Source organism: Rothia sp. 32237D007AR (assembly GCF_053544675.1).
The window spans coordinates 79,406-98,525 of sequence record NZ_JBPPUO010000001.1 but is presented as its reverse complement, the minus strand read 5'-3'; the positions used below and the strand labels follow the sequence as shown (position 1 = coordinate 98,525).

The 19,120-nt window shown below is 56.7% G+C and carries 18 protein-coding genes and 1 tRNA gene; 2 read left to right on the top strand and 17 right to left on the bottom strand.

The window, feature by feature from the left end; genetic code table 11:
• Positions 1 to 42: 42 nt before the first annotated feature.
• Positions 43 to 1,002 (bottom strand): mycothiol conjugate amidase Mca, encoded by a 960-nt coding sequence (mca, locus tag ACED87_RS00485; RefSeq protein ID WP_449089393.1) that lies wholly within the window; start codon positions 1,000 to 1,002, stop codon positions 43 to 45.
• A 149-nt stretch (positions 1,003 to 1,151) separates the two neighbouring features.
• Here mca and ACED87_RS00480 point away from each other — a divergent pair, with 149 nt between their 5' ends.
• On the top strand, positions 1,152 to 1,562 hold the full coding sequence (locus ACED87_RS00480) for a DUF4307 domain-containing protein (RefSeq protein WP_449089392.1): 411 nt from the start codon (positions 1,152 to 1,154) through the stop codon (positions 1,560 to 1,562).
• A 156-nt stretch (positions 1,563 to 1,718) separates the two neighbouring features.
• Complete coding sequence (greA, locus tag ACED87_RS00475) at positions 1,719 to 2,219, top strand: transcription elongation factor GreA (protein ID WP_449089391.1); 501 nt, start codon at positions 1,719 to 1,721, stop codon at positions 2,217 to 2,219.
• A gap of 126 nt (positions 2,220 to 2,345) precedes the next feature.
• Here the strand turns inward: greA and ACED87_RS00470 are convergent, their stop codons facing one another.
• From ACED87_RS00470 to ACED87_RS00395, 16 genes are all read right to left on the bottom strand, one after another.
• Positions 2,346 to 3,599 carry an AI-2E family transporter gene (locus tag ACED87_RS00470; RefSeq protein ID WP_449089390.1) on the bottom strand — a complete coding sequence of 418 codons (1,254 nt, stop codon included), beginning with the start codon at positions 3,597 to 3,599 and terminating at the stop codon, positions 2,346 to 2,348.
• Between the two features lie 237 nt (positions 3,600 to 3,836).
• A complete protein-coding gene (locus ACED87_RS00465; RefSeq protein ID WP_449082069.1) occupies positions 3,837 to 4,739 on the bottom strand; it encodes a Bax inhibitor-1/YccA family protein in 903 nt (300 codons plus the stop codon).
• Positions 4,740 to 4,853: 114 nt separating this feature from the next.
• Positions 4,854 to 5,732, bottom strand: a complete 879-nt coding sequence (locus ACED87_RS00460; protein ID WP_449082067.1) for an HAD hydrolase family protein — start codon at positions 5,730 to 5,732, stop codon at positions 4,854 to 4,856.
• Between the two features lie 210 nt (positions 5,733 to 5,942).
• Positions 5,943 to 6,176, bottom strand: coding sequence for a helix-turn-helix domain-containing protein (locus ACED87_RS00455; RefSeq protein ID WP_449082065.1), 234 nt, complete (start codon positions 6,174 to 6,176; stop codon positions 5,943 to 5,945).
• Entirely contained in the window at positions 6,163 to 6,705 is a 543-nt protein-coding gene (locus ACED87_RS00450) for a DUF2975 domain-containing protein (protein ID WP_449082063.1), read from the bottom strand. The genes ACED87_RS00455 and ACED87_RS00450 overlap by 14 nt, the downstream gene beginning before the upstream one ends.
• Before the next feature lie 238 nt (positions 6,706 to 6,943).
• Positions 6,944 to 7,017 (bottom strand) — tRNA-Leu (locus tag ACED87_RS00445).
• 68 nt (positions 7,018 to 7,085) lie between these two features.
• Positions 7,086 to 8,471 (bottom strand): NAD(P)/FAD-dependent oxidoreductase, encoded by a 1,386-nt coding sequence (locus tag ACED87_RS00440; RefSeq protein ID WP_449082061.1) that lies wholly within the window; start codon positions 8,469 to 8,471, stop codon positions 7,086 to 7,088.
• A gap of 190 nt (positions 8,472 to 8,661) precedes the next feature.
• Entirely contained in the window at positions 8,662 to 9,909 is a 1,248-nt protein-coding gene (locus ACED87_RS00435) for a S8 family peptidase (RefSeq protein WP_449082060.1), read from the bottom strand.
• 210 nt (positions 9,910 to 10,119) lie between these two features.
• On the bottom strand, positions 10,120 to 11,076 hold the full coding sequence (locus ACED87_RS00430; protein ID WP_449082059.1) for a Ppx/GppA phosphatase family protein: 957 nt from the start codon (positions 11,074 to 11,076) through the stop codon (positions 10,120 to 10,122).
• Positions 11,077 to 11,142: 66 nt separating this feature from the next.
• A complete protein-coding gene (locus ACED87_RS00425) occupies positions 11,143 to 11,724 on the bottom strand; it encodes a DUF501 domain-containing protein (RefSeq protein WP_449082057.1) in 582 nt (193 codons plus the stop codon).
• 43 nt (positions 11,725 to 11,767) lie between these two features.
• Complete coding sequence (locus tag ACED87_RS00420) at positions 11,768 to 12,463, bottom strand: FtsB family cell division protein (protein ID WP_449082056.1); 696 nt, start codon at positions 12,461 to 12,463, stop codon at positions 11,768 to 11,770.
• A gap of 182 nt (positions 12,464 to 12,645) precedes the next feature.
• Positions 12,646 to 13,926: a phosphopyruvate hydratase gene (eno, locus tag ACED87_RS00415; RefSeq protein WP_449082054.1), complete on the bottom strand. Its 1,281-nt coding sequence runs from the start codon at positions 13,924 to 13,926 to the stop codon at positions 12,646 to 12,648.
• A 260-nt stretch (positions 13,927 to 14,186) separates the two neighbouring features.
• Complete coding sequence (locus tag ACED87_RS00410; protein WP_449089388.1) at positions 14,187 to 14,879, bottom strand: MazG nucleotide pyrophosphohydrolase domain-containing protein; 693 nt, start codon at positions 14,877 to 14,879, stop codon at positions 14,187 to 14,189.
• A gap of 8 nt (positions 14,880 to 14,887) precedes the next feature.
• A complete protein-coding gene (locus ACED87_RS00405) occupies positions 14,888 to 16,153 on the bottom strand; it encodes an adenosine deaminase (RefSeq protein ID WP_449082050.1) in 1,266 nt (421 codons plus the stop codon).
• A gap of 84 nt (positions 16,154 to 16,237) precedes the next feature.
• Positions 16,238 to 17,743, bottom strand: a complete 1,506-nt coding sequence (locus ACED87_RS00400) for a hypothetical protein (RefSeq protein WP_449082049.1) — start codon at positions 17,741 to 17,743, stop codon at positions 16,238 to 16,240.
• A 35-nt stretch (positions 17,744 to 17,778) separates the two neighbouring features.
• Positions 17,779 to 19,077, bottom strand: coding sequence for a thymidine phosphorylase (locus tag ACED87_RS00395; protein WP_449082047.1), 1,299 nt, complete (start codon positions 19,075 to 19,077; stop codon positions 17,779 to 17,781).
• Between the last annotated feature and the right edge of the window lie 43 nt (positions 19,078 to 19,120).

Genomic DNA, 19,120 nt, shown 5'->3' with positions numbered 1-19,120 from the left:
CTTTCACCCCCATTGTACGCGGTGGTGTTATGACTTCCTTGTCTAGGAGTTGTAGTCGATGCCTGTTGAGAAGCAGGTTTCGGGCAGGTCGCTCTTCACACGGCTACGGGCCAGTACATAGTCCTCAAAGGGCCAGATTTTACGCTGCAGATCAGATGAGACAGCGAAAAAAATTGAGTCAGGCGCTACCTGGGAGCGGTGAGAGAGCAGGGCCTGGTCTCGTTTTTCTAAGTAGTCAGTGGAGGAGATGCGGGTGGTGGTCTGGTGGCGGGAGACCGGGGGGCGGCGGCCTTCAAGGTCATCTTCCATGGACATGGCAATTAACTGGGCGAAGGGAGATTCTAGGCCAGCGCCCTCAAAGTAGCTGTGGAAGGCCATGACTCGGTCAAGGTTGAAGGCGCGGTCATAGTAGATTTTTGAGACGTCCCAGGGTTCACCGGTGCCGGGGTAGGCATCTGCGTCCCCGGCCTTGTTAAAGGCTTCCATGGAGACCCGGTGGGTCATGATGTGATCGGGGTGGGGGTAGCCGCCGATTTCGTCGTAGGTAAGGATGATATGGGGTTTGAAGTCGCGTACCAGGCGCACCAGCGGGGCGGCGGCCTGTTCTAAGGGTAGGGTTGCAAAAGAGCCGTAGGGTAGTGGGGGTAGGGGGTCGCCCTCAGGGAGGCCTGAGTCCATAAAACCAATCCAGCGGTGCTCAATCCCAAGGATTTCGGCAGCTTGTTTCATTTCTTCACGGCGCACGCCTGCCAGGTCGCGGTGGGCCCAGGCGTCATCGTTCAGGGCCTCGTTAAGGATGTCGCCGCGCTCCCCACCGGTCATAGATGCCACCATGACGCGGGCCCCACGCGCCACATAGGCGGCCATCGTAGCAGCCCCCTTAGAAGATTCATCATCGGGGTGGGCATGAACAGCTAAGATTCGCAGGCCCGTGTAGTCATCTTTCAATGGGGCTAGCAGGGAGGGGTTAAAGCTATCTGCCGCTGGTTCAGTACTGCTCATGCAAAACTCCATTGGTACGAAGGTGGCTCGAGTAATGTTTGGGGTATCGTAAATGAGGAAGGGCCCGCATTCAAAGACACTGGTCAATTCTACCTGTGATTGTGGTGGACCCATTTTTTCTGTTACACCGTATGAAAGGTGTGGGCTCAATGACCGCCCCTGACCTCTCTGCCCGTTATGGCACTGCCCGCCAGCGCCCGGCCCTACCCCAGTGGTTCTGGTACGCCCTGGCCCTAGTAGCGGTACTTGCAGGCGGGGCCTTCATCTTCTGGGTACAGGCAGGCTCCAGTGAGCAGCCCACAGGCCGGGATGTTGGTTTTACCTTGACCAGTGCCGATGAAGTCTCAGTGACCTTTGAAGTCAGCAAAGGTGCCCACGATACCGCGGTCTGTGCTGTTAAGGCACTCAATACCGCAGGTGCCCCGGTCGGCTGGAAAGAAGTCGCCATCGGCCCCTACACCGATGAGAAGGGGAACGGTATCTCTGTGCAGACCGCCCAGCTGCGGGTGCTAGGTGAAGCCACCACAGTGACCGTCGATAGCTGCTGGAAGGTGAACTAGCGTCCTTTCTCTACGGGTGTAAAGTTAGGGAGCTTACCGCGCCTATAGGTAGACTAGGCTCACGACTGACGTTTGATACGGGGCCTTCTTTGCCCCGTCCACACTCACGGGCCCAGCCCCACCGGCTACGGCGCCGTGCTGACAAGGAGTAAACACATGGCAGAAAACGAAGGCGCATGGCTCACCCAGGAAGCCTACGACAAGCTCCAGGCTGAGCTTGAACACCTCTCCGGGCCCTACCGCCAGGAAATCATCGACCGTATCTCAGCAGCCCGCGATGAAGGCGACCTCAAGGAAAACGGCGGCTACCACGCCGCACGTGAAGAGCAGGGCAAGAATGAGGGTCGTATCAAGCAGCTCCAGCACCTGTTAGAGACCGCCCAGGTCTCAGACAAGCCCGCAGCCGATGACGGTGTTGTTGAGCCGGGTATGGTCATTGAGGCAGATATCGCAGGTAAGAGCATGACCTTCCTGCTCGGTTCCCGCGAAGTAGCTGACACCCTGGTCGGCGGCACCGACCTGAAGGTCTTCTCCGAGAAGTCCCCCATGGGCGCTGCTATCAACGGCCACAAGGTAGGCGATGAGCTCTCCTACGAGGCCCCTAACGGCAAGCAGATTCCGGTGAAGATTATCTCCGCTAAGCCCTTCCAAGGCTAGAACCAGCCGCAGGCAGAATAGCTGAAGCCCGGGCGTCCTTCCCCTTCTGTGAGGGGCGGACGTCCGGGCTTCAGTTTGCCTATTCACCATAGTAACTAATGCAAGAGGTAGGCCTGAGGCGATGTCTTACTTCTTGGCGCCATGGGTGATAGCTTCGAGGGTGTCTTCCTCTGCTTCGTCGGCTTTCTTGATGCTCTCTAGACGTTCTTTGACCTTCTCTGCAATAGCTTTTTTCTCACGTCGGCGTTCCTCATGCGGGTAGAGGAAGGCTTCTTCGCGGATATCTGAGTCCCGCTCCCATTCACGCCCTGCCAAATACCTGATCACGGTGTTAGCTACCGCCATGACCGGCACAGCAAAAAGGGCGCCAGGGATGCCATAGAGCATCGAGCCTGCAACCACGACAATGACCACAGCCAGCGGGTACAAGGCAACAGCCTTACCCATCACCAGGGGCTGAAGAATATGAGATTCAATCTGCTGCACAACCAGAACCATAGCCAGCATGATGAGCGCATTGATCAGGCCGTTAGCGACCAGGGCCAAAAGGACGGCGATAGCACCAGTAAGTAGGGCACCCACCACAGGGATAAAGGAACCTAAGAAGACCAGCACACCGAGAGGAAAGGCCAGAGGAACACCCAAGAAGAAAGCGGACAGGCCGATACCTACAGCATCTACTGCTGCCACAAAAACCTGTACGCGTACGTAAGAAACCAGGGACTTCCAGCCGCGGCGGCCAGCACCATTCACAGCACGGCGGGCTTTGCGAGGGAAGAGCTTAACGATGAAAAGCCAGATTCGCTCACCTTCCATGAGGAAGAAAATCAGGGTGAAGAGCACGATCACTAGGCCGGTGCCGATATCAGCGGCGGTAGACCCGACGCTGGCGACGCCGTTGAGGATGCTTGATGAATTATCCTGCAAGGTGGTGGCCAGTTGGCTAATGTACTGGTCAATCTTGTCTGCCCCCAGGTCAATGGGCAGGTTGTTGAGCATGGCAACAATCTGGTTCCAGCCTTCAACGACCTGGCCAGATAGGGAGGAGAAGCCAACAGCTAGCTGTTGGCCCACCAGGGCTAGCAAGCCCACGACCGCTGCAATCAGACCTATTTCGGTAATGGCAGTGGCAATACCAGCGTGGATGCGGTTACGGCGCAGGAAGTAAACAACCGGAGACATTAGGCCAGCTAAGAGAGCTGCAATCATCACCGAAATAACGATGAGAGAAATCTTAGACAGCATCCAGTAGAGGCCGGCTACCGCAATACCAACAATCAGCAGACGCCAGGACCAGGCCGCTGCAGTCTGTAGGGCGAAGGGCACCTGGCGGTCAGATGCGGTCTGCCGCGCAGGGGTTTCAGGAATAGTAGCATTCATGCTTTATATCTTCCCACGTTTCCTTACTATTCCTCACTATCTGCCCCTCAAGAGTCCGTATCCCGGGCACAAGAATGAGCAAATGTGCCTCACCCAGCCCGGTGATGCGTCCGCCCCCTTCTTTATCAGCTACCTTCACCGCGGCACCTACACAGACAAAAAGCCGGGGCAAAAGTACAAATACTTCTGCCCCGGGCACCTAGTAGGCCTCTAGCTTGATGCTAAAGAAAGCAATCTTTAGTCGTTCGCCAGAGAGCGCACGTAGTAGAGAATACGCAGGATCTCAACGTAGAGCCAGATCAGCGATACAACCAGGCCGAAGGCAATACGCCATGATTCGCGCTCAGGCATACCTGCCTTGATGGCTTCACTAGCGTGAGTGAAGTCCAAGAGCAGGGAGTAGGTAGCCAGTAGGACAGCGAAGAGACCAATGATAAGGCCCAGGGGAATACCCATGATTTCTACGCCGCGAGCGTTGAAGTCAAAGAAGAATGCGGCCCCCAGGTTAACTAGGCAGAAGACGGCGTAGGAAATCGTAGCAACCAGGAAGAAGCGAGTTAGCTTGGGAGTTGCACGGACCTTCCCAGAGCGGTAGAGCGCCAAGATGGTAGTGAAAACGATGGCGGTTGCTACAACGGCCTGAAGCACAATACCGGGGTAGGAGATCTCAAAGATGTAGGAAATACCGCCAACCAGTAGACCTTGCATCACCGAGTAGGTCATAACCAGGCCCGGTGAAACCTGCTTCTTCAGGGCATTGACGAAACCAAGTGCTAGACCGCCAACGAAACCAAGGAAGACCAGAATAGGCATGTACCAGGAAAGAGCAGCACCAAGGACCACCAGGCCCAGGTTCAGGCCGGTCTTCATGATGATGTCGTTGATGGTGATACGGTTCGTATCAACCGGGCCAGCGGTACCGGCGTTGTACATCTCGTTGAGCTGATCAGCTGAAACCTGCTGGTTATCGTAACCGTAGGGAGCCTGCTGGGTGTAGCTCCCCTGCTGGTAGGTTCCGTAAGGGTTCTGTGTCTGCTGACCGTAGGGGCTGGCGGTAGTGGTGCCACCAGCGCCAAACCGCCCAAAGCGGGGGTCGCTAGCGGACTTAGTCATGTTGTTAATAAGGGGGTTACCTGCCACGGCTGTTGTCTCCTAGTGATAATAAGTAGTCGTGGTATAAAGCTGCGTCTTCTACCCTACCGAATCTTGGCCAGCTTTTCTTCCCTGTTTTCTCAGGGCGTGAGCAGGCAGAAACTAGGCGGTCAGCTCAGCTTCTAGAAAATCAAGGACGGCACCATCATTATTCGAACCAATAGTCAGGTCAGTGACCGGGGCCAGGGCCGGGTCAGAGCGTTCCATGGCGATAGCACGCCCAGCATAGTGGAACATTTCAAGGTCATTGCCTGAATCGCCAAAGGCGGTAGTCTGTTCAGCTTCTAGCCCCAGGTGCTCAGTGAGCCAGGCCAGCCCGTGCCCCTTATGGTTGCCCTCGATAATCAGGTCGATAGCCCCGAAACCGCTGGAGGTTGCCGCCACCCCAGCAGGAAGAACCGCATGAAGTTTATCAATTGTCTGATAGATACCTTCAGCAGGGTCAGCATTCAGGGCAATCTTAACGATGGTTTCCGTGACAGTGGTGGGGTCCTCGATAGTCTCCACATTGGGGTAGAAAGGGCGGACGGCGGTGATAGGGTCTGCCAGATCCAGTCCGGGCAGGTCAATCCCAGCCTTAGTAACCTGCTCATACACTCGCCCAGCTAGGAGCTCCAGCCGGTCAGTTGGCACATAGGAATAGTGGCGAGAAGACAGAATAATGCCCAGGGACGGAAAATCTTCCAGGACGGTGAGGGTCTGCTTGACCAGTTCAGGCTCAAACCCCCACAGGGCCAAATCTGTGCCCTGGTTATGAATGATGGCACCGTTTTCTGCGATGTAGTAGAGGTTAGCATGGTGCTCGTGCCCGGCCAGGTACTGCTCAATTTTGGGTAGCTGGTTGCCGGTTGCCACAGCCAGATAGGAGCCCTGTTCAGCAAGTAGGGTCAGGACGCGGTCAAGCTGCTCATGATGATAGGTTTTGTGGTCCGTGAGCAGGGTTCCATCGAGATCTACAGCGTAGAGGTGAGGTGTTTTCATAGCCTCTACTCTATCGAACGCCCAAGGGGCTACCGTTACTCGGCCGGTGGCGTCCTTATCCCCTATCTAGAACTTCACCCTACTCATTCTCTCTTGACCCTATAGATTATCTCGGGGTCAAGAGAAAAAGAATAGGGTGAACAAAACAATATCTTACTTGTGAGCCAGAGCCCCCCATTCTGGGGGATGGGTGACAGTCGCTGGCGTTCCCTATTCAATACTCAACAGGTCACCCGGCGAGCATTCTAGAACATCACAAATAGCAAGGAGCGTACTAAACCGTATAGCTTTCGCACGATTGTTTTTGAGTTTAGAAAGATTAGCAACTGTCACCCCTACTCGGTCTGACAGCTCAAGCAATGTCATAGAACGCTGATCAAGTAAAACACCCAAATTACAGTGGATGTATTTGCCGCTCTGTTCAACCGGTTCAGACAAGGTCATCAACCTCTTCCCGAAGCTCAATTGCCTGACGAATCGACCCCTGCAGGACGTACAGCATTGCAAGCAACAGGAACACAAGAACCATGACTGAAGTATTGGTGAGTAGACCACCGCTCCACTGGTCGTTTAGGCCAAGACGGTGCGCAAGGAAATTATTACCCATGCCTTCAATGCCACTGCCAACCAGCCAGCCGAGTACCGCATAGGCAACGACAACCGCACCTTGTGATGTCTCTTCGGTGTACATCTGACCATTCTTAATGCGATTCAGCATGGACCACATCCCCCAAATGGCAACTAGCAGGCTCGCCGACTTGAGCACAAAACCTGTCATTAAGTATGCAAAGGGACCCCCAGTTGCAAGGTCAAAACTGACACCACCTTCAACTGCCGGGCTCAGGAAAGTATGAAATTTCTGATCGACAAATACATTCAGTACGTAAGTAACAAGAAATAGGGTGCACAACATAGCCAATGCAGTAACGTCAAACGACCAGAAGCTTTTCTTTCTAAGGGGACTTGTAGACACAGTCACTTCCTTTCTGACTAATTGATGATTGTTCGCATGAACTCTCTCAACCATTTACATATCGTTTTTCAATACTATCGTTTATCGATGTTATCGTTTATCGATGTTATCGTTTATCGACATGCCGTGCAAGCCTTCAGCCTCAACAGAATTAGTCAGGGACACCCAGTTCACCCAGGCAACAAAAAAAGAGAGAGTACGCCTGCGCTTCGCGCATTATGGCGTACTCTCTTTTTTGTAGCCCCACCGGGACTCGAACCCGGAACACAAAGATTTTAAGTCTTCTGCCTCTGCCAATTGGGCTATGGGGCCGTCAGCGTGCGCTCACCAAGACAGGCCCGGTGAGCGCAATCGCTTATATATTTATACCAGAAAAGTTCTTAGAACTTTGCCTTTGCCTTCTCCGGTGCGGTGCCGGTGGCTTCCTGGAAGGCACGGCGAGGTGAGCTCTGGTGACGAATTGAAGAAGTATCGCGACCAAAAATCTGGTTCAGAGCCCAGGTAGCCATCACACGAGCGGTACGCTCAGTGGTGGGGATAGCAGTACCGTGGTAGCCGCGGTGCATAATCCAGGCCAGGGGGCCGCCGATGGTCTTACCCTTGAAGTTAGCTACACCCTTCCACAGGCCCAGACCGGCAACAACACCGATAGTCTCGTGGTAGTAGTCGGTCAGGGCTTCACCGCGGCGCTTGGCCAGCAGGTTTTCTGCCAGCTTGAGGGCCTGACGGGACGCGTGCTGGGCGTTGGGTACACAGAAGCCACCCACGCCGCCACCGGACAGGTCAGGTACAGCTGCGTTGTCGCCTGCTGCCCAGGCGTCCTCGATGATGCCTTCATCGCCAGCAACACGCAAATCTGCCTGTACGCGCACGCGGCCGCGCTCATCGATGGGGAAGTCAGTTTCTTTGAGCATGGGGGACGCTGCAACACCGGCAGTCCAGATGAGGGTGTCAGTATCGACCTCACCGGCAGGTGACTTATCGCCCATGTTGATGAGCTTCAGGTGACCATCGGTAGCGTCTGAAAGTGAAGTGTTCAGCAGAACCTCGATGCCGCGGGCACGCAGCTCAGCGACAACCTTCTCGGCACGCTCTGCAGGGACCTCAGGCATGATGCGCGGTGCTGCCTCGACCATGACAAAACGCAGGTCTGAGACGCGCAGGCGCTCGTTGCGGTTAACGGCTTCACGGGCCATGTCTTCTAGCTCAGAGATGGTCTCAACACCTGCGAAACCGCCACCGACGATGACGAAGGTGAGGGCGCGGCGGCGCTCATTTTCATCGGTGGTCAGGGAGGCAGTTTCGATACGCTCAAGTACCCAGTTACGCACGGAGACTGCTTCTTCAACGGTCTTCATGCCGATAGCGACCTCAGCCAGGCCGGGGATGGGGAAGGCACGGGTAACAGCACCTGCACCCAGGACGATTTCGTCGTAGGTCAGCTCGAAAGGCTCACCGGAATTGATGGGCTCAATGGTTGCAGTCTTAGTTGCGTGGTCGATGGCTACAACGTTGCCTCCGATGATTTCTGAGTCACGCAGGTGCTGGCGCAGGGGTACGGTGGCGTTGCGGCCTTCCATGGAGCCTGCTGCTACCTCGGGGAGGAAGGGCTGGTAGGTCATGTAGGGGTTGGGGTCGACAACGGTGACGACGCCGCCAGACTCCTTGATGACCTTCTGGATTTTCTTTGCAACGGTGAAGCCGACGTAGCCGCCACCAACGATGAGGACGCGAGGACGGTCCTGTGCGATTTTATTAAATGCCATGCGAGTTAACTTCCTCTTGGTGTAATGCCGGTGCCCCGGCAAATAGTCTCCATGCTTATCATGCCATTTTTGAGAGGCTTAAGCATAGTTTTGGGTGGGGTATTTGCTATGAGCGTTTTTCATCCAGTGGGTGTCTAGTCTTTCAGGGCCAGGTGAAGATTTGATGAAAATCAGATGAGCTGCCAGCGGGCTAGCGACGACGGCTCCGTTTGATGATATTAGTGAGCTGATGAATAGAGCCAAAGGTAATAATACCGACCCACAGGGCAAAAGCTGCAAGCACAATGAAAGGCAAGATACCGGAATCTTCAACAGGGCGCACAGGCACAGGTGCGGCTGCCTCTGTGATAGTCTCACCGGCCTGGTGAAGAGGGGCCAGGCTGGCGCTAGCACTGGGTGCAGCTGAGACGGTGTTTTTGCGGTGGACATTCATCCAGTCGCTCATAGAACCTAAGGGGTTGCTGGCAGTATCATCGGGGGTCGAGCTGGCCAGGGCAGCTTTGGGGTTAATGATGCCGTAGCCGTAGAGGGCATCACGGCCGTCCTCCCCTGTATCGTCACTAGATTCGATGATGCGCTGGATCACCTGGTTGCCGGTCAGGTCAGGGTATTTTTCCATGATCAGGGCAGCTAGCCCGGCCACGATAGGGGCTGCTGCTGAGGTGCCGGACCAGGTGGCGTATTTGTTGTTGGGGATAGCACCAATCATAGATTCGCTAGAAGCTGAGACGGCGATAGAGATACCCTGCGATGAAGAGGACCAGGAGTCCTGCCTATTCTTATCAACCCCACCGACACTCAACACACCGGGCATGGTGGCCGGGGCACCAACCTGGGTGAGCCCTGCCCCACGGTTACCGGCAGAGGCGATAATGATGACCCCTTTTTCTTCCGCATAGGCAAAAGCTGAATCCCAGGATTCAGGCCAGCTCGTCTTATCGGAGCCCACAGAAAGGTTGATAATGTCAGCCCCGTGGTCTACCGCGTAGCGCACCGCGTCTGGAATCTGCTCATCAATCGAGCGGGTGGTGGCGCTAGTGGTGCCAAGCTCTAAGGAAATCGGCAAGATGGTGGCCTCAGGGGCCACACCTATCATTCCCGCTGACGCACCAGGTTCACCAGAGTTAGCGGGGGTGGTGCCGTCCTTGTGGCCGTGCCCGGCAATAACAGAAGCAACCAGGGTGCCGTGCTCAGGCTCCACGCCCAGGCCCTTCCAGCCCTTAGTGGTGGTGCTTCCAGTTGAGGCATCATAGCCCTCGATGACGTTACCGCTAAGGTCTTGGTGGGTTCCGTCCACACCGGTATCAATCACAGCAATAGTGACGCCCTTACCGGTGGTTTCCTTCCAAATATCGGTGAAGCCGTACTGGGTGAGCCAGTACTGGCGGGCACGGATAGAATCCCCCTTGGGGGTGGCGATGGTAGGTATAGAGGCCAAGGCGCTGGGGCTGGCATTCGCACTAGGGCTAGCGCTACTAGCGGGGGTAGCTGGCGCTGATGCACTAGCTGTAGAACCCGCACTGGGTGAGGGGCTCGCTGGGATCGCCCCCGCCGGTAGGCTCCCCAGACACAGGGCAGTAACGAGTGCCAGGGTACTAGCTAGCAGTGCTGTACCAGTGGAAAGTCGCCGAAGGGCCATCATAGGCTCCTAGTGGCTGGCGCGGGCGGCAACTGACAGGGCCAGGCCGTCAAGAATATCTTTTTCTGAGGCGATAGCGCTGGTAATCGCCCCGCCGGTCAGAAGGCTGATGCGCTCAACAATGCGGGCCCAAACGATTGAACCTGCAGGGATAACATCTACCCGACCCTCATGCATATAGGGCAGGGCAGCACGTTCGGCGCTGGTCATAGCAACCATATCGGCTGCAGCCCGGCAGATATCCTTGATATCAATTTCGGCACGATCAATTTTTTGAGAGTCGTAAGCCTTCAAACCCAGAACATGGGCGGCTACGGTGGTGACGGTCCCCGCCACACCCACCACGCGACGGGCCGCAGAGAGATCAACGGAGGTGCTTGCAGTTGCAATAGCACGGTCGGTATCTGCAATGACGCGGGCAATCTGGGTGACGTTGGCAGGGTCAGAGCTAACGTGGCGTTCAGTCATACGCACACAGCCGATATCAACCGAGCGGGCTGCTGCCAGGCCGTCCTTATTTCCCAGCACGAACTCGGTTGAGCCGCCGCCCAGGTCAATCACCAAGGTCAGCTCGTCGGTGTTACCTACCGATGAGACAGCACCAGCGAAAGAGAGCTCCGCCTCTTCATTGCCGGTAATCACCTCAGGTTCTACCCCCAGGATCTCGCGGATCCCGTCGATAAAAATCTGGCGGTTGCCCGCATCGCGGGTAGCACTGGTGGCGGCAAAGCGTACATGCTCCACCTGGTACTCACGCAAAAGTTCAGCGTATTCGCGCGCTGCTGCAAAAGTGCGGTCCAAAGATTCTTTGGCCAGCCAGCCGGTGGCGTCCACCCCCTTGCCCAGGCGCACAATCTTCATACGGCGCTCAAGGTCGGTGAGCTCAAAACCAGTATCGGTGGCTTCAGCCTCGGCAATGAGTAGGCGAATTGAGTTAGTTCCACAGTCGATAGCGCCAACGCGCATGGTTACTCCCGGTGATATGTAGAGCGGATAGGTGGGTAGGTGTGAGGGGCGGACGCCGGCAGGGAGTTAGTTGCGCCAGGCCGGGTCGCAGTGGCAGGTCTCAGGGGTCCACCACTGGGCAATCAAATCAAGGGTTGCATCACCGTAAGGGTTGATACCGCGGCCCACAGCCAGGGTGTGGCCTAGAACGGCGTGCAGGCATTTGACGCGGGTGGGCATGCCACCGGCGGAGACTCCCTCAATTTCGGGTATTTCTTCTAGGCCCGCCTTAAGACGGATGCGTTCGCGCTCTGCCAGATAGTTCTCGTGGGCGCCCTGGTAGGCGGCTGCCTTTTCTGCATCGTCGGTGACCTCATCGGTCATCTCGTACATGATGCCTTCTGCCTCAAGGCGGGAGGCTGCCGCGGTAATGACAGGGTGCGCCAGATAGAAAGTGGTGGGGAAGGGTGAACCGTTAGCTAGGCGCGGGGCGGTGGCAGCAACCAGGGGGTTGCCGCACACACAGCGGGCCGGGATCTCTACAACCTCGCGCACAGTGCGCCCCAACTGGGCTGAGAGCACTTTCAAATCTAGCTCTGTGGGGGTGAGAGTTTCGGCGGTGACACCAAAGCCGTGAGGCTGGTGGTCAAAGCTGGCAGGTGTGGTCATGGCGTCCTTAGAAGATGATGCTGATTTTTCTAGTCTACCGGCGCTAAGGGCGGGTGGGGGTAGTAAGCGGCTCAGTGCTAGTAGGTGAGGAGGTGGAAATAGGTGAGGAGGTGGAAGTAGGTGATGGGCTAACGCTATCGGTGCTCTGGGGTTCGGCGGCGGGGCTGGTGACGGAGGTATCTTCAGCCGCCAGTTGTAAAGAGCCCCAGAACTTAGTGGTCCAGGAGTCCTCGGGGGCGGTTTTAGCGGCGGCACTCGTATCATCTGCCAGGTCGCTACTTGAATCCAGCCCTACCACCAGGTAGGGGGTCTCCCCTGGCTCCACGTAGAAGAGGCGGCTGCGGGCCTGTTGCTTCACATAGTTATCGTCCTGCCACCAGCTCACCTGAGCCTTGAGCGACTCCTGCTCAGTTTGTAGGGCGGCGATATTGGCCTTAGCATCATTAATTTCGTTTTGCTGGCGGATAAAAGAGGTGAGCGGGGTGTAAACCGACAGGGCGATAATCACCAGCACGATAGCGAAAGTAATGAAGTGCCCACTAAAGGCATGGGCAGCTACCGGAGTTGCCGCCCCCTCAGAGGGGGCAGTACTTGCAGTCTTGGCACGCAGAGACTGGGCAGGGCCCCGTCTGCTGGTCTTGGCCCGCTTTTTCTCAGAGGGCGCGGACGCAGGCTTGCCCAGGCCAAAACCAAAAAAGGCTGCAATGGGGTTGGGCTTCTGCCCCGGTGTGCGTGCCATACCTGTTATTCCCACCTTCTCATCCGTGAGTAACCTATTTTACCGCCTGAGCTGAGTACAAGCTGAACACCCTAAGCGCCTCGGGCTCCCTTTGTTCCCTCCTTAAAAGGCAGGGCCCCAGCCAGGGGCAACCTGGCCGGGGCGCGGGCGTCCTTATTCTCTCACATTAGAGAAACAGCAGACTACCGTGCAAAGCGGGGGAAGGCGCTCTTACCTGCATAAACAGCCTGATCGCCCAGTTCCTCTTCAATACGCAGCAACTGGTTGTACTTAGCAACACGCTCAGAACGAGCAGGAGCACCAGTCTTAATCTGGCCAGCATTAGTAGCCACAGCCAAATCAGCAATAGTGACATCCTCAGTCTCACCTGAACGGTGAGAAACCATGCAACGGTACTCGTTACGCTGAGCCAAGCTCATAGCGTCAAAAGTCTCAGTCAGTGAACCAATCTGGTTAACCTTCACCAGCAGGGCGTTAGCAGCCCCACCCTCAATACCCTGGGCCAGACGCTCGGGATTAGTTACAAAAAGGTCGTCACCAACAAGCTGAACCTTATCTCCAATTTCAGCAGTCAGAGTCTTGTAGCCCTCCCAATCATTCTCATCCAGGGGGTCCTCAATAGAAACGAGAGGGTAGCGGGCAACTAGGTCAGCGTAGTAGGCAGACATCTCAGCGGCACTCTTCTTCTGACCCTCAAACTCGTAGGAGCCCTTCTTATAAAACTCAGAAGAAGCAACATCCAAAGCTAGAGCGACTTCTTCACCAGGCTTGTAGCCAGCCTTCTCGATAGCCTCAATAATCAGGTCAAGGGCCGCAGCGTTAGAGTCAAGGTCAGGGGCGAAGCCACCCTCATCACCCAGGCCAGTAGACAGGCCACGGTCGTGCAGCACACTCTTCAGTGCGTGGTAGACCTCAACACCAGCCTGCAAGGCAGCAGAGAAAGTATCAAAACCGATGGGGGCGATCATGAACTCCTGAATATCAACGTTAGAGTCAGCGTGTGAGCCACCGTTGAGAATGTTCATCATAGGAACAGGCAAAACATGAGCGTTGGGGCCCCCCAGGTACTTATAGAGAGGCAGGTCTGAAGACTCAGCCGCAGCCTTAGCAACAGCCATTGAAACACCCAAGATAGCGTTAGCGCCAAGCTTGCCCTTATTGTTGGTGCCATCTAGAGCAATCATAGCTGCATCAACAGCACGCTGGTCAGTGGCGTCAATGCCGATGACCTCTTCAGCGATTTCTTCAATCACTGCATCAACAGCGCCCAGCACACCCTTGCCCAGGTAAACAGCCTTGTCGCCATCGCGGCGCTCTACAGCCTCCCACTCACCGGTAGACGCACCTGAAGGAACTGCTGCACGGCCAAAAGCGCCGTCTTCAAGCAGAACCTCAACCTCAACAGTGGGGTTGCCGCGTGAGTCAAGAATCTGACGAGCGTGAACTGCGGTAATCAAAGCCATGAAAATGCTCCTTGAAGGATAAAAAATGAGAATGGCTATATAGCGCTACAGCCACTTGGCTGACCGGGCTCCCATGCCCGGGCGCATTTATGCCCCCAGTCTACCAAAACACCCACATAAACACACAGGAAATCCCCCATCTGGACGGTTTTCTTCAGGGCCCCTGAGGTTTTAGTGGATTCTAACCAACGGGTCACAACTACCCAATGGTAAGAAAATCGTCGGGCCAAATAGTGCCCTCTACGATATTTGGGCAGCTTTTATTGGGTTATCCCCTGCACATAGGTGCGCAGGGCACGTTCCGCATCAAGCCCGCAGGAGCGGGCAGCATCTACTAAAGCATAAAGATAAGCCCCAAGCTCCTGTTCTGTACCGAAGGCAGGAGGCTGCCCACCAGCGTCCGCAGGGTTCACATCAACCCCGGCAGCCTCAGCTTTCTGCCCGACCTTAGCGGCAAGAGCGAGCGCAGGCAGGGCCGGGGGTAGCCCGTCGAAGGGGCCGGTGCGTTCAGGTTTTTCAGCTTTTTTGAGGTGGTCCCAGGCCTCGGAGATGTCGGTAGCGCTCAGATTTTCGCGCCTATCTGCCGGGGCCCCAAAGACGTGAGGGTTGCGGCCTATCAGCTTGGCAGCTAAGCCCTTGATAACCTCCTGCATGGTGAAGCCGCCCTGCTCTGCGGGGGTTTCTGAGGCCATGGTGGCATGAAAGATGACGTTGAGGAGCACGTCCCCCAGTTCCTCGCGCAGCAGGGGCAGGTTGATTCCGCCAGGTGCTTCAACGGCCTCAGCGACCTCGTAAGTTTCTTCGATCAGGAAGTGCATGATAGAGGCGTGGGTTTGGGCCTTGGTCCAGGCGCAGCCGCCGGGGCTGCGGAGGGTGTGCATGAGCCCCATGAGGTGCTCAAAGCTGGCTCCTAGACTATCTGGGGTGGAGCTTGCGGTGTTTTCCTCTGCCACGGCTGGCCTCACTCCCCCTGGGCCTGGGCCCGTGTCTGATTCGGGGCCTGCTCTGGTGCCTGGCGGCCCGGTGCCTGGGTTTGGCCTGGTTCTTCCAAGGCTAACTGCCCGTAAGCGCTCTGGATGCTAGCTAACAGGGCCTGCTTCTCATCGAAAGAGCAAAAGGCCCCATTAACGGCGTTATAAGTGACCTCAAAAAATTCAGGTACGCCAAACCCGTGGTGGGTGGCCAGTTCAGCAAATTCGCGGGTCATGCTGGTAGCGCTCATAAGCCGGTTATCGGGGTTAATAGTGACCGCAAACCCAGCCTGTAACAGCAAGGCAACCGGGTGCTCCTCATGAGTAAGGGCCGGTTCAAAGTCCTTGCCCTGCCCCACCCTGCTCGCCTTTTCCGCAGCGTCAGTCTGCAGGTTAGAGCAAGGGCAGGTCTCCAACACGATACGGCGGTTTTTCACAGCCTCAGCAACCTCACCCAGTTGCAGGACGCTCTGGGTGGGGTCAGCACCGGGCATTAAGGACCCATCGGGGTCAATCTCTGCCAGTGTGCGGGCAGTAATATCTTCGGTGATGCGCACACCGTGCCCCAAGCGTAGGGCGCGGCCGGTTACTAGGGCCTGGCGGATAGAGGCCAGGCCGAAGGCTTCACCGGCGTGGAGGGTCACCGGCAGGAAGTGCTCGGCGGCAAGGTTGAGGGCATCGGCGCATAAAGCTGGGGGGTAGCCGTCCTCAGGCCCTGCCAGGTCAAAGCCCACCACGCCCAGCGCCCGGTACTTTAGGGCAGTTTTCACGACCTCGAGGGAATTCTTCTGGTGGCGCATGGCGCAGAGAATCTGGTTGACCAGGATTCGCCCACCGGCCTTAGCGACCTCTTCCATGCCGTCCATCAGGCCTTCTGCTACCGCCTCAACAGCCTGGCCCAAGCTCAGCCCACCGCGCAGGTGCTGTTCGGGGGCCCAGCGCACCTCACCGTAGATAACACCGTCAGCAGCTAGGGTGAGCACGTGCTCGCGGGCCACCCGGCGCAGATTATCGGCAGTTTGCAGGACCGCTACGGTATGCTCAAAGGTCTCTAGGTAACGGGCCAGGGAGCGGGAGTCCGCTGCTTGTTTGAACCACTCCCCCAGTTCCTGCGAGTCGGTAGCGGGCAAGGTGTGCCCTATCTCTTGGGCTAGTTCGATAAGGGTCTGGGGTAGCAGCCCACCATCGAGGTGATCGTGCAGGCAGACCTTGGGGAGTTTCTGTAACCAGGTCAGGGTGGGGGCGGGGGTGCTCATGCCGTCTTAGCTCTTTCAGTAAGGGGCCCGCCCCGAAAGGGTTGGGGCTCTTTCGGGGCGGGGTATATCAGGGGAGGTAAGGGCCTAGAAGGTCCAGGAGGCCAGGGCCTCGCTCATGTGGGCCGGGATGTTCTCACCGGTGCGGGGGAACATGCGTAGCTCCTCAACGTACTGCTGGGCAGGTAGGTGCTCAGGGTAGCGGACGAAAGCCTCCTCATCGGCGTAGTCAAAGGAAACGTCAACCGGCGTGCCAGGAGTGAAGCGGATGTTAATAGCCAGGGGTGAGCCGTGACCTTCCTTGTAGGAGTCAGCCTTGAGCTGCAAAATGGCCAGGGTTTCTTCGGGGACGAGGTCGAAGGTGCGCACCTGCTCCCAGAAGCCCTTACGACGAACATGGGTCAGGGCATCGTAGTAGGACCCTAGAGTACGTACACGAATCAGCACGGTAGAGACGTCGCGGGCGCTACCTTCTGCCCCGAAGAGGGCCTGGTAGGCAGGGGCGAAACGGGAGACGACCTCAGCTTCAGTGAGTACCAGGTTGCCGCTGGCCTTCTTGGTGGTAGAGGGCTTGGGCTGGCTGTGGTCAGAGAAGGAGGGGGCAACGTCCACGCTGGTGCTGCTCATGGGCGCATCCAGGGTCGGTGCGGACGCGGGCAGGGCAGAAACCGGGGTGTGTGTATCGGGTTCTTGGGGCTGGTCCTCGGTCTCAAATTCGTTGTCGTCCAGGTGGGCTGGTAGCTGGCGACTCTCAGTCTCTTCGTCAGTGGGCTGGTCAGTGCTATCTTCTGCGCCAGCTTTTTCAGCGGGACTTGCATCGTCTGCGGAAGTTACATCATCTGCGGGAATACCCTCAGCAGATTCCAGCTCAGCGGGCTCTACATCAGCAGACTCGTGTGCAGCAGGCTCTACATCAGCAGACTCCTGTGCAGCAGGCTCAGCAGGTACTTCCGTTACGGTCACTTCTGAAGAGGCCACCACCTCAGCATCAGCGCCCTCAACGGGGGCAGGGGTCACAGCTGTCTCAACTGGGGTTTTGTCCTGGGCCAGGCGAGCTGAAATACGGCTCATACGGTCTTCAAGCTGCTGCTCCGGGGTACCACCCATATCAAGGGCATAGTTGAGGTTGTGGGTCTTGCTGGTGGAGGTGTTCATGAAAGAAGCGTGCACAGCCGCGTCACTGCCGATAGCAGGATTGACCACAATCAGGGCCCGGTTCCAGGCGCCGCGCTCACTCTTTTCTTCCTCCACATAGAGGTCAGCTACAGCCTGGAACCATTCGGTATCGGGAGTGACCAGCCCAGACTCTACCTCCTGACCCCGCTGGTAGAGGGTGTACTTCATCTCCCCAGCATTCTGGGTCAGGTTCAAAGTCACTTGGCCTTCTGTCTTGGCGCGCATGAGCTTAACAACGGCCTTAAGACCCTCACCGGCGCCGGACTGAGCAGGGCGAAGTGAGGCAGGGGCAGTAGCCTCAGATATCTGAGAGGTGGGAGCCTGCTCAGTGTCAAGGCTAGTTGCCAGAACATCCCGCTGGGCGGTCTGCTGGTCAGAGGCAGGTACCTGAGTTTTTTTGCGGCTAAATAGGCCCACGATTTTTCTCTTTTCTTGCAAGGTCAAAGATAGCTTTAAGCGTTGATTCTATCGAGAATCAGGCCGGTAGGGGTGTAATGGTCGCCGATAGCCCAAGCGCCTTTGAGCGATTCCAAGGCTCGGGCAAAGCGTTCAGGGGTGTCAGTCATCAGGGTCATCAGAGGCTGGCCTGCGGTGACGGTGTCCCCGGGCTTAGCGTGCAAGTTGATACCTGCGGCCAGTTGCACGGGGTCTTCCTTGCGGGCCCGCCCTGCACCCAGACGCCAGGAGGCCATGCCCACAGCTAGCGCGTCCAGGCGAGTCAGGGTGCCGCTGGTCTCTGCGTAGATAGTATGAGTTTCACGGGCCTGAGGCAGGGGCGCATCAGGGTCACCGCCCTGGGCTGAGATCATCTCACGCCACTTATCCATGGCCCGCCCATCGGCTAAAGCTTCAGCCGGGTCAGCGTCGATACCAGAATTTTTTAGCATGACGCGGGCAAGCTCCACGGTGAGCTCAACAATATCGTTAGGCCCACCACCGGCAAGAACCTCAACAGATTCCGCAACCTCATTAGCGTTACCAACCGCCAGACCAAGTGGAGTATCCATAGCGGTCAGCAAGGCACTGGTTCTCACACCGGCCCCTTGGCCCAGCTCCACCATGATCTCAGCCAGTTCGCGGGCGCGGGCGGCGTCCTTCATAAAAGCACCAGAGCCGACCTTGACGTCCAGCACTAAAGAATCGGTACCCTCTGCAATTTTCTTGCTCATAATTGATGAGGCAATCAGGGGAATAGCCTCAACCGTTGAGGTAGTATCGCGCAGCGCATAGAGCTTCTTATCGGCAGGAGCCAAACCAGAACCAGCGGCCGAGATGACCGCACCAACCGTACCCAGAATGTGGAGAGTCTTCTCATTAGAGATATTGGCCTGCCAGCCAGGAATCGCCTCAAGCTTATCTAAGGTTCCCCCGGTGTGGCCTAGGCCGCGGCCAGAAAGTTGAGGTACCGCCACCCCATACACGGCCACCAATGGGGCAAGAGGCAGAGTAATTTTGTCGCCCACACCGCCGGTTGAATGCTTATCTGCGGTAGCAACCTTTTTACCGGGCCCAATAATAGATGAGAAGTCCATACGTTCACCAGAGCGAATCATGGCATCGGTCCAGCAGGCAATCTCTTGCCGGTTCATACCGTTCAGAAAAATAGCCATAGCCAGAGCACTCATCTGCTCATCGGCAACACAATCACGGGTGTAAGCATCAATCACCCAATCAATCTGCTCCTTGGTGAGGGTTCCTCGGTCGCGCTTAGTGCGGATGATATCTACGGCATCAAAAGCTTCAGTGCTCAAGCACCCACCTTTCCGGCTGGGGTGTAGCGTCACTCCCCTACCT